General features: G+C 52.6%; 8 protein-coding genes. 1 reads left to right on the top strand and 7 read right to left on the bottom strand.

Annotation, left to right across the window (positions count from 1 at the left end; genetic code table 11):
* Nucleotides 1-93 precede the first annotated feature (93 nt).
* Nucleotides 94-1,098: a hypothetical protein gene (locus MKX42_RS11165; protein ID WP_340752559.1), complete on the top strand. Its 1,005-nt coding sequence runs from the start codon at nt 94-96 to the stop codon at nt 1,096-1,098.
* 30 nt (nt 1,099-1,128) lie between these two features.
* On the opposite strand, the gene MKX42_RS11160 is transcribed toward MKX42_RS11165, so the two are convergent.
* The 7 genes from MKX42_RS11160 to treR all read right to left on the bottom strand — a co-directional run bounded on the left by MKX42_RS11160 (nt 1,129) and on the right by treR (nt 11,722).
* A complete protein-coding gene (locus tag MKX42_RS11160; protein WP_340752558.1) occupies nt 1,129-2,646 on the bottom strand; it encodes a response regulator transcription factor in 1,518 nt (505 codons plus the stop codon).
* Entirely contained in the window at nt 2,639-4,465 is a 1,827-nt protein-coding gene (locus MKX42_RS11155; protein ID WP_340752557.1) for a cache domain-containing sensor histidine kinase, read from the bottom strand. The genes MKX42_RS11160 and MKX42_RS11155 overlap by 8 nt, the downstream gene beginning before the upstream one ends.
* A 142-nt stretch (nt 4,466-4,607) precedes the next feature.
* Nucleotides 4,608-7,415 (bottom strand): endo-beta-N-acetylglucosaminidase, encoded by a 2,808-nt coding sequence (locus tag MKX42_RS11150; protein ID WP_340752556.1) that lies wholly within the window; start codon nt 7,413-7,415, stop codon nt 4,608-4,610.
* A 361-nt stretch (nt 7,416-7,776) separates the two neighbouring features.
* Nucleotides 7,777-8,142, bottom strand: coding sequence for a hypothetical protein (locus MKX42_RS11145; RefSeq protein WP_340752555.1), 366 nt, complete (start codon nt 8,140-8,142; stop codon nt 7,777-7,779).
* Between the two features lie 45 nt (nt 8,143-8,187).
* Nucleotides 8,188-9,183 carry a glycoside hydrolase family 43 protein gene (locus MKX42_RS11140; RefSeq protein ID WP_340752554.1) on the bottom strand — a complete coding sequence of 332 codons (996 nt, stop codon included), beginning with the start codon at nt 9,181-9,183 and terminating at the stop codon, nt 8,188-8,190.
* Nucleotides 9,180-10,691, bottom strand: coding sequence for a glycoside hydrolase family 43 protein (locus MKX42_RS11135; RefSeq protein ID WP_340752553.1), 1,512 nt, complete (start codon nt 10,689-10,691; stop codon nt 9,180-9,182). Before MKX42_RS11135 ends, MKX42_RS11140 begins: the two co-directional genes overlap by 4 nt.
* 311 nt (nt 10,692-11,002) lie before the next feature.
* Complete coding sequence (gene treR, locus MKX42_RS11130) at nt 11,003-11,722, bottom strand: trehalose operon repressor (RefSeq protein ID WP_340752552.1); 720 nt, start codon at nt 11,720-11,722, stop codon at nt 11,003-11,005.
* Nucleotides 11,723-11,796: the final 74 nt, after the last annotated feature.

Here is an 11,796-nt window from a genome sequence, read left to right as displayed (position 1 = left end):
CGCTGCTTACAAAGAAAAACCGCTCCACCTTTTTCCAAATATATGCTGTATAATATTAGGACAATGGCTTACAGAAAGGTGGAGAATTGCAAATTGAACGCAAACATACTGCCTATTCAAAAACCAATGATTCGGGGACATTTGTATAATGCTTTTCCGTTAAGCGTGGCATCCTTTCACCCCAGCTTCTATAACTGGATTTACACTAATTTTACAAATCTCAAAGTGTTTGAACATGATTTCAGCTTGGACATTGTATTTGATACAGGAAATATAATTGATCACCCCGAGACCTACCCGTTACTGAACGTAGAGAAAATTAAAAATACAGATTTAGTCCTTTCAGATTTACTCCAGACTTTCAAGCATTACATTGACACCGGGAAATATATTTATTTATTCATGGATGAATTTTATATAAACAACAGATCAAGCTACCAAAAAAGACATTTTATACACGAGACATTCATTTACGGATATGATGACCTTAAGGAAGAATTTGAGGTCTGCGGGTTTAACGATAAGATGATTTATTGTACCCACCTTGTTCCGTATGCTTCCATTTATGAGGGGCTTGTGAATAACCAGTATACGGACGGCTGGGCGGGGTTCACCTACATATTAGAATTGGATATCGGGCAAATTTTTGATCTTAATTTAGACAAAATTTATCATTCATTTGAACATAACGTAAACTTGTCTCAGGACCAATATTCCACATTCGGCCTTGAACATAATGTAGCTGCATACGGAAATTCTATTTATTCCTTTCTGGAAGATGTATATCTTCACAAAAAACACAAAATGGAGCACTCTTCTGTAGTCCGAAATATGTATGTCATCCAAGAATATCATTTACTTAAGCAAAGCTGCATTGAGTTCTTGCAAAATCACGGTTACATCCATCACCTGCCTGAAGAGCTGTTGACTAGCTATGCCTGTAATGTTAAAAATTCTAAAACCGCCTTAAACATTATTCTAAAAAACTACATTACAAATAAGCCTGATAATACAAAAATTATATTAGGGCTGTTAAAAAGCATCTCAGAAAAAGAGAGTTATTGTTCAAACTATATTCTCCAACAATTACATGGCTAATGTATGTAACGATTTAACTCTGGGGCCGCCTCACAGCAGCCCCTTGAATTCCGTCGGCGAGATGCCGACATATTTCTTGAATTGCTTGTAGAAATAGCCCATTTCCCAGTACCCTACATTCCTGGCGATCTCCTGAACCTTCAGGTTCGTTGAGCGGAGCTGCTCCTTGGCCTTATCGATCCGGTAGCGGTTCATATATTCCGCAAACGATTCACCGGTCGTCTTATGGAACAGCTGTCCCAGATACACCGGATGAATGTTGAACATGAAGCCCAGCTTCTTCAGCGACAGATCCTCACTGTACGATTTCGCGATATAATTCAGCACCTGATTCACCACCGGACTCTTCAGCTCCCGGTCCAGCAGCCCGATGATGCCTGCCGAGGTCTGCCGGAGCGCAGCGGACAGTGCGGGCAGCGAATTCGCCCGGCGGATCGCCGTCAAGCCCTCCGCAATACACTCCCGCTCCGTTTCACTGCGGATATCCTTGATCAGCACCCGGAAGAACAGAATCCATTCCAGCGAGATCTCCTCCAGCATCGCTGGCGTTAACCCGTCCATACTTGGGGCTGCAAAATATAGCTCCAGCTGCTCCGACAGCCCCGCCGCATTCTTGGACATAATGAGCTTGGCGTAATCACTCCAGTCGCCCGGCAGGACCGACCCCAGATCCTCCTTCCGGTCCCTCAGCTGCTCATAATAGATGCTGCTGCGCTCCGGGTGAATCTCCAGGAACTCCTGCGCCTGCTTCGCCTGCTCATAGCTTGCAGGAGCGGCGTCCCCCCCGTACACAGGCGACCCCACTGCCGAGCGCAGCTTCTCACCGCCGGTGCATAAGCCGTTAATCTCCTCCAGCATGCACGCCATCTCCGCCGCACCGGCGGAGACTTCTTCATAGTTATGTATCAGCACCAGATCATTATCCGAATCCCAGAACATGAAGAACGAAGCCTCGGCCTCAGCCAGATCGGATACCCTCTTCCTGAAGGTATCCGTTGCCGGCTCTACCTGTAGCAGGGCAACCTGCACATAACGGCTGCTGAGCGGCAGACCGATCAGATTCAGCCGCTCGGAGCGCTCCTGCGGATCAATCTGCCCCCGCAGCCAGCGCAGCAGCACATTATCCTTTAGCACGGAATTCGTATATTCCCACCACTGCATATCCAGCCTGGAGACGTTCAGCTTCTCCACAATCGTCTCCAGCGTCTGCTGGAATTCCTCCAGATTAATCGGCTTCAGCAGATAGTTCTCGATCCCGAGTGACAGGCCTTCCTTCACATACATGAATTCATCGAAGCCGCTCAGCACCACCACCTTCATGTCCGGGCGGAATTCCCGGACGGCGCGGATCAGCTCAAGACCGGTCATCACCGGCATGGAGATATCGGTAATCAGAATATCGGCCGGAATCTCCCGCAGCTGCTCCAGCGCTTCCTGCCCGTTCTCCGCCTGCCCGGCAATCGTGAGGCCCAGCTCCTCCCAATCCAATATATCCTGCAGGCCGCTAAGAATGAACGGCTCATCATCCACAATAAACACCTTATACATCTGCGTTCTCCTCCTTCAGCGGGTATGGAAAAGTAATCGTAACCTCTGTTCCGGTGCCCACCTCACTTTCCAGATCTACGCCGTAGGGCTTGCCGTACATCAGTCTCAGCCGCTCATGAATACTGCGCAGCCCGAACGACTCGGACCCGGACAACTCGCCGTGATCCTCCAGCACCTCGCGGAGCCGGACCAGCCGCTCCTCCGCAATGCCCTTGCCGTTATCCGTAACCCTGACCCGGATATGCTCCGGCTCCGCTGTGATCACAATACGGATCACATTATCAGTCTGCCCTGTCCGCATGCCGTGCAGAACATAGTTTTCAATGACCGGCTGCAGCGACATTTTGAGTACAGGAAGCTCCTCCAGCTCCGGGCGGCATTCGATGGTATACGCGAACCTGTCCTTGTACCGGATACGGAATAATTCCAGATACAGGCGGCAGGCCTCCAGCTCATCCTTGAACGTATATTTCAGCTTCGGACGGACGTACGACTTGAACAGCATGGACAGGCTGTAGATCATTTCCCCCACATCCTTCGCCCCGCTCGAAATCGCCCGCATCCGAATAACCTCTAATGTATTATACAGAAAATGCGGATTCACCCTGGCCTCCAGCGTAGCGATCTCCGTATGCTTCTGTTTGATTTCCGCCTTATAGACCTGGTCGATATATTGGTTCAGTTCATCCAGCATGCTGTTGAAGCTCTTGGCAATCTGGCCTAATTCATCTTCCTTGCCGTCCACAATCCGGGTGTTCAGATCCCCGTTCTTGACTTTGCGGGTGAAGCGGATAATGCGGTGGGTCCGTTTGGCAAAATTAGATATGAACATTGCCGGCAGCAGCACGGCAAACAGAATACAGACCAGTGCGATGGACACAATGGTGCTCTGCGCACTACTGTAGGTCTCAGCCAGCTCCTGCTTCGAGATCAGGCTGACCACTGTATAACCCGCCTGGCTCTGTGTCAGACTCGTGACGACCATTCCCTCTATCGTAAATTCCTCGCCAGCGTTAATTTCTTGCAGCTTCGGCAGCTTCCGGCCGTATCCCTTCCCTGAGGAATCGAAGATGACTTCATTCTGGGCCGAGAGCACAAGGATGTCGCCTTTGAAGTCCTGCTTATAATTATTCATGGCCTGCCAGATGGCCTCGGAATCGAAGTAGACCAGCAGCTGGCCGATATTGAGCAGCGAGGACTTATTATTGATGGGTATTTTCACAGAGAACAGCGGGGCTGCCGGCATACCTATACTTTTCAGCACCCAGATATTCGGAACCGAGACGACACTCTCCTCACCCAGCACCATTGAATCGGGGACAAAAGAATGCGCCGCATTGGTCGAGATCCGCTCGAACTGCCGGCGGTTGTCATAATAATACATCACCTGCTGGTTGGCGCTGTACAGAATCAGGCCACGGATATCGGGGTCATCGTCAATCTTGTTCTGGAAATACTGGATGGCGTTCGAGGTGGACTGTTCTCCCAGAAGAAAGCGGTCCAGCCGGTGCTCGATATAATCGCTTAAGGGATTCTCCAGCAGGAAGGTCGTATTACTGGCTAGACTCGCGTCCCTGTACACATCACGGAGCATATCCTGAACAGATTGATATTTGTTCTCCACATAGTTGCTGACGCTCTCCATACTCTTGCGCTGGATATCCATCTGGCGCTGCACAGCCGAATCCGAGATTAACAGCAGCACCAGATAAGAGAAAGCGATAATGGTGGCTATGAAAATACAGGACACGATTAGCGTGAAGCGCAGGAACATATTGTCTTTAAAATACTTGCGGTACAGCGAAAGGCTTCGCATCATTCACCTCCTAACATAGTTGCTAGCCTTGCAGGCACGGCTAGCCGGGATACACAAGAAGCGCTCCCCCCTGCTAATTTTGCCAGAGGGTGAGCGCTTTGTGTATGTTGTGCAGAATGGGCGGTACTTATTCCCTACCCGCGCCTTACGGCGTTGGTTGGCCTTTAAGGTATACAGGCTGCGACTTGTTGCCGCTGTAATCCTCCATGACCACTGTAACTGTTGCCGCGGTAGAGGTGAAGCTCAGCGCAGCCTTAGTCGTGCGGCCGCGGATGATCATCGGCTTCATGCCCGCAGCACCGGACAGATAGGTGACCGGGAACGACCGGTTCTGGCCGTCTTCGTTAATGTACATATACCGCCAGTCCCGGGTGCTTGGCATCGGCAGGTTCAGCGTATTGCCGTTCCAGGACCAGTTCTCTGCATAAGGCTCGGACACCTTGTCGGTGAACGTTCCGTTATAGGTTATTTTATCGGTATTTCCGGCTTGAACGGTAACCGTATACTCATCTCCGTTAACGGGCATATTCTGGAACAGCGCTGAGGTCGCACCCTGCAGCACAGTCAATTCCTTCGATACCGGCTGCGGCGTGGTAGTCCAGTTCACCGACTTCACTATTACCTTGATACTTCCCTGGGCTGCGGCGGGATTCGTCCACTTTACCAGGAAGTCTCCATTCGCAGCGGATTCGGCAGTCACCTTGGATACCGCAGCATTCAGGTCGAAGGACAGCGTGGCCGGATCGCCCTCAAGCCCGTCTGCACCTACAGCCGCCACCTTCAGCACGCCGGATTTGGCCGGAAGCTTCTTGATATAGAAGGTCTCATCATATTTTCCGCCCATATAGATATCGTTCACGTACACATTATATTGCTTCACCTTGGAGTAATCGGTGTCCATATTCCACTTCACGATCATCTCATTCATGCCCGGCAGTGCCTGGGCAATAGAGAGACCGGCAGGAGCCGCAGTCCGGACCGCCGAGCCGTCATGAATCCGCAGCTGGCCGATGTTCATCTGGTAATTGGCGGTTGGAGTGGCTCCAGGGGCGAACACCAGGCCGAAAGCCGCAATCTCCCGCCCGGCATAAGCACCAAGATTAAGCTCGGCCGTGGTCCAGCCCGTGGTGTGCTTCCCGCTATTCGCAATAGGAATCTTCACTACTTGATTCGGGTTATCGCGGAAGATGAGGCCTGCGCTAAGCACTGTGGCATCGTCTGCCGACGGCTTGTTGTAGACAACGGACAGCTTGGAACCAGCCTTCACGGCAAGCTCGCTCTTGTAGAGACGCAGGAAGTTCTCGCTGTTCAGATTCCCGCTCACTGCCAGCGAGCTGCCGCCGTTGTAACCGCCAAGCTGCTGGTAATTCATACGCGAATTGGCGGTCTGGTCATAACCCGGACCATAATCGAAGTCCACGTTCAGACGGTTGCCTGAAGTATCCTGCCACCATTGCCAGGTGACCGGAACATCCTGCAGGCTCATATTCGACCATTCCGCCGCGCTGGATACCGCTCCATCCTTGTAATAAGAGAGGCCGTGGCCGGTATTGAAGCTAGTATAGAAGTTAGAATCCTTCACCACCGAGCGCTCGGCAATAACCGAAGCAATCCCCGGCCAGTAGCGGTTATCGGCATACACATCGGCTACCGTATTATTGGAAGACACCGCTGTATTCTTCGGGTTCACCTGTGGTCCTGACCACCATAGCTGCTCGCGCAGGTTCGTCATCCACTGGTAGTTGTTATCCGTACGTTTCGAGACCGGCCAGGACTTGTTCATATCCTCATCCAGACCGGCATGGACAAAGTCCGCGCCCAGTGTCGCCAGGCTGGTCCGTGGAATTCCCCCGGCCAGCTTGCTGCTCAAGGCTGAGCCTTGCACGCTCTTGAAGCGGTCGCGCCCGGCTTCAAGTCCCGCGAAGCCGGTCTCAAAGAGATTGTAGCTCGTCCCCTGGGCCGCATTGAAGGAATTCAAGTAATTCGCCGCCGAGGTAATCTGCGAGCTGCCCATACCGTAATCGAAGAAAAACGAATTCGACACCGGCTTGTGGGCCGCTTTATCGTAGAGCATGGAGATATTATTGTTATTGAAGGTTCTGGCGAAGACATTGGCTCCCGTGGCTGTATTCAGGGAATCGTACCACTGCACATACAGCCCGCCATCCTGTAGCGCTTTCATAAAAGCAATATAATCGGGAAGATCCGCTGTCGCCACATTCGGATTCTGCTCCTCCTGATTCAGGAAGTACCCGTCATACCCGAAATATTCGGCCATTTCAATCATTTTCTCGGCTACCGGGAACTTCCCGCTCGCGTCCTTCACGATCATCTGCTTATAGGTCTGCTGTCCCCGGTCATTGTTCGAGAAGAACACTCCGGCCAGCGACATAACCCCATTCTTATGCGCGGCATCGGTATAGGTAGGATTCGGAATGTTCAGCATGCCGAACTCGAACCATTTCTGCTGCCAGTCAGACTGGGCCAGATCGTCGTAATATTCCGGCGGTGTATACGCTGTCGCTGTTCCGTGCCAGTAGGAATAATAGTCAATGTACTGCCAGAAGTTGAAGTGGTACTGGGCGAACTTGTTGGTGTACGGGGCATTCTCGATAAAAGCATTGCCATAATCGCCCGCAACATTCATCATCTGCACCGCCGGATTCAGCGCCGGATTGGCCTGAGTCTGCTGGAAAGGTGCAATCCGCTGCTGCAACGGAACCCGTGAGCGCAGCAGCGCCGCGTCCTGATCTCTCTGCGGACTCCAGTCCGCAATGTGCTGGCTGGTATAGCCGTGTACGCTGGGCTGATTGGCACCGTGTGCGCTTTCCCCTTTGAACGGCCAGGTGTCTCCGGCCATGGCTGTCTGCGGCAGCAGGGTCACCAGCAGCGCTGTACCTAATACCGCTGAAGTCAGCTTACGAATTCTGTGTGTCCGGGATGTAGCTACCATTGTTCACTCTCCTCATTCTTCAGTTTGATGAGAACGCATTCATAATAACTGGATGAATCTTCCTTCTGAATAATAGTGATCAAGGTTACTATATAGCAGCTCATGCGGGGACTAATAGAAGCGAAATTAAAGATTCGCTGGTCAAATTAAAGAAAAGTGCAGTGAGATAGACCCGGGACGGTGATGCGGCTTTGTTTCTACGTGCTTATTCGATGGGATGCTCATTCTGGTGGCGGCTGGCTATGCTGGATAGTTACTCAGATGGCGACATTCTGTGCCTCTTCCCCTGCTGTCTGCTCAATCTGCTACTTTCCAACTGGCCGATGCGGCGCACCCGATCCAATTGTGATCGGTTTTTCGATTACATTTGGCCTACGCGGCGCGTCCGGTCCATTGTGATCGGTTTTTCGATTACATTTGGCCAACGCGGCGCCCCCGGTCCAATTGTGATCGGTTTTCCGATTACATTCGGCTGACGTAGCGCCCCCGGTTCAATTGTGATCGGTTTTCCGATTACATTCGGCCGACGTAGCGCGCCCGGTCCAATTGTGATCGGTTTTCCGATTACATTCGGCCGACGTAGCGCGCCCGGTCCAATTGTGATCGGTTTTCCGATTACATTCGGCTGACGTAGCGCCCCCGGTTCAATTGTGATCGGTTTTCCGATTACATGCAGCACCCGCACCCTTGCCACGCCAAGAAGCAGCCCCGCAAGGAGCTGCCTCATGTTTGTCTCATATGTTACTTACCTTCATTACATAAATCCGCTAGCTTACTCCGCGTCCGGGTAAGGATTGATCTTCTGGATCGTGCCATCTTCGTTGTATTTCAGCTCGGTATACTTCACGCAGCGCTTGTGGTTGACGCCTTCCGACAAGGAGCTGTCGTGATAGAACAGATACCATTTGTCTTCCACTTGCACAATGGAGTGGTGAGTCGTCCAGCCGATAACCGGAGACAGAATCTCACCCTTGAACGTGAACGGTCCCATCGGGTTCTTGCCGATTGCATACACGAGCTTATGCGTGGTTCCAGTTGAGTAGGACAGGTAGTAATCGCCGTTATATTTGTGCATCCATGGGCCTTCAAAATATCTGCGCTCCTCATCCCCCGCCAGAATCGGATTCCCGTCTTCATCGACAATCGAGATCTCGGCAGGCTTGCCCTGGAAGGACAGCATATCGTCGCTAAGCAGCGCAACTTGCGGTCCAAGCGCCGGCTGGTCGGCAGCCGGCCCTTCCGCATCCGGCACGAAGCTGCCGGTCTGCCACTTCTCCAGTTGGCCGCCCCAGAGTCCGCCGAAGTAGATATACGCCTGGTTGTCGTCATCTACCAGCACGGCCGGGTCAATACTGAAGCTGCCTTCCATATAATTCGGCTGCGGGGAGAACGGGCCTGCCGGAGACTCCGACGTTGCCACACCAAGACGGAAGATGCCGTCATGGTCGCGGGCCGGGAAGAACAGATAGTAGGTGTTGTTCTTATAAGCGGCATCTGGAGCCCAAAGCTGCTTTGAAGCCCATGGAATATCTCTCACATGCAGCGCTTCGCCGTGATCGACCACCGGGGAATCGAAGCTGTCCATCGAGAGAACATGGTAGTCTTCCATTTTATACTGGTCGCCGTTGTCATTGCTCGGCTCGTCATGATCCAGATCGTGGGAAGGATAGATATAGATTTTGCCTTCATAGACATGGGCAGACGGGTCCGCTGTATAGATGTGAGTTACGATGGGTTGATTAGGCTTAGGGGGTTGTTGCTGATTCATAAGGCATCTCCTTTGATATTGGAATAATAAAATCCTTCATAATAAGCAGGGCTGGCATCCTCTGTTCCATTGCCCGAGGCATGTGCGCCAAGGCAGACACCGGTGAAGCCGCCATTGACTTCCGGGGACAGGACCGATACATGAACCGTCTCCGGGACTTCATGCCAGGACACTCCATCTGCCGAATAGGAGCAGTGGTAGTGATGGCCGTCGCAGCGGAGGCGAAGCTGAACGGCACCTTGACCGCTTACCTCATACTGGTGAACCTGCCGCTCCTCACCGTTCTTCACTACAAGCTCCATCACCCGGCGGCCGTTGCGGCAAGTAAGTCCCCAGAAAAGATATCCCCGGTTGTTCAGCCGCGCAGCCAGTCCGGCATGCTCACCTTCGGTCACCGGCGTGAAGTCAAGGCTGACGCCCAGCTCCATCCGGTGATGCTGCTGGCGTAGGCATGCGAACACAGCCGGTGCTTCATCGTCCAGCGTGTAAGCATTCCCGTGCACGGTCAGGCTGCCATCGCGCTCGGTCCAGGAATAACGCTCCGCTTCATAGGCGCGGAGGAAAGCCCACTCCGGCCCGAAGCCGTCCCCTGGCGTAAAGCGCAGCACCTGGTCCTCCAGGCTGGACTCGTCAGCGGCTATAACGGTGCCTTCATTATTGTCAATCATCGGCCAGCCGTCCTCTGTCCAGGTGACCGGAGCCAGGAAGGTCTCCCGGCCCAGCGGGGAATACCGGCCTTCCACGGGACGCATGCCCAGGAAGACCGCCCACCACTGACCGGACGTATCCTCCACCAGATCGGCATGTCCAAGGCATTGGACGGGATGGTCCTTCAGTCCCCGGTGGGTCAGGATCGGCTCCGGCTTGTCCTCGAACGGGCCGTAAGGATGGCTGCTGCGGGCAATAATCTCCCGGTGATCGCCCGCCGTGCCGCCTGAGGCGGTCATCAGGTAGTAGGCACCCTTGATTTTGTACAGATGCGGGCCTTCAACCCACGGGCCGTCATCTCCGCTCCAGATGTTGACCGGCTCTGACAGCACTTCGCCGGACAACGGATCAATCTCGTACTGGATAATATGCGATTCATAGCCTGCACCGTTCTGCACCGTAACATAGGCGCGCCCGTCATCATCGAAGAACAGGGAAGGATCAATGCCCCCGTGCGGCAGCAGAACCGGATCAGACCAGGGCCCCTCGGGCTTGTCCGCAGTCACATAGAAATTGCCGATGCCTCTGACATCGGTTGTAATCATGTAGAATCGCCCGGCATGATAGCGGATGGTGGCGGCGTAGATGCCTGACGAGCTCTTGGTGGTCCGCAGATCCAGCTGGGACTGGCGGGTCAGCACATGCCCTATGGGGGTCCAGTCGATCAGGTCCCTGCTATGGAAGATAGGCACACCCGGAAAATATTCAAAGGTACTGTTAATCAGATAGAAATCTTCATTCACACGGACCACACTGGGGTCCGGATAATACCCGGCAATTACGGGATTCCGCACATTCATGGAATGCATCATACCCTCCTCTGGAATGAAAGCAAGCGTTTACAATCGCTAGTGTTATTGTACAAGCCAGGATTAAACTTTCCTATGCGCAGACTAAAGAATTTCCCCCGAAAAAATGTACAATTTCCGCCTCTAACCGATTCTACTGGAAATAAGCACCGTTTGCTCGCCATTTTGCTTGAGGAAATGGTCATTTTTTGCGGAGTTTAACGGCTACCTATAGTAGTCTCAAAAGATAATTAAAAACTGCTTATGGTGCTTCATATTCAGCCAGGTCAGGAATGCTCTTCCGCCAGCCTATCCCTGAGCGTTCACCGCCTAACCCTTCTGGCAAAATCCACAAACTGAAACTTGTCCAGCCGATGCCGGGATTCGGTATATTGGAACAGCACGGTATTCTCCAGATACACATAGTTCCGCACCACGACAATATGCTGGTATTGCTTCAGGTCCAGCAGGCGCTGATCCTCCCCGGTCACGGGCTCAACGGAGATCAGCTTTTTGGCATAACTGATCTTCAGACCCAGTTCAACCTCCAGATATTCATAAATGGAGCCTTCTGCGATCTCCTTGCTGAGGAAGGGAACGATATCGGACCGGAAATAGTCCTTGTCCAGAATAATCCGCTCGGCTTCAATCTCTCTGGCGCGGATGACCTTCCATACCGGAGTCTCTCCAGCGAGTTGCAGCTGCCGGGCCAGCAGGGAGCCTGCCGGCTCCAGGACCGTCTCTTCTACCAGTGTCCGCGAGGGAACCCCTAGCGTCCCCGTCAGCTCCTGGAATGAGATCAGTCCGGTTACGGGAAAATCCATCCGCGTCATATCCAGCACGAACGAGCCCCTGCCTTTGATTTTGTTAATGTAGCCCTCGCGGTACAAAAGATTCAGCGCCTTGCGCACCGTCTCCCGCGATGTCTTATAAGCCTCCGCCAGTTCACTCTCAGAGGGCAGCTTGGTTCCGGGCGCGAGCTGGCCGGACTGGATATGGCTGCTGTATTCCGTATAGATCTGCAAAAATATATTCTCTCTCATCAATCATCACCGCCCTAAATTGTAGAAAAACAGCCCCGCAGGGCTGTCCTCCATTCCTTATATTGCATGTCTGA

Source organism: Paenibacillus sp. FSL R7-0204 (assembly GCF_038002225.1).
Taxonomy (GTDB): Bacteria; Bacillota; Bacilli; order Paenibacillales; family Paenibacillaceae; genus Paenibacillus_AQ.
The sequence above is the reverse complement of the archived record's forward strand: the minus strand, read 5'-3'. Positions and strand labels throughout refer to the sequence as shown.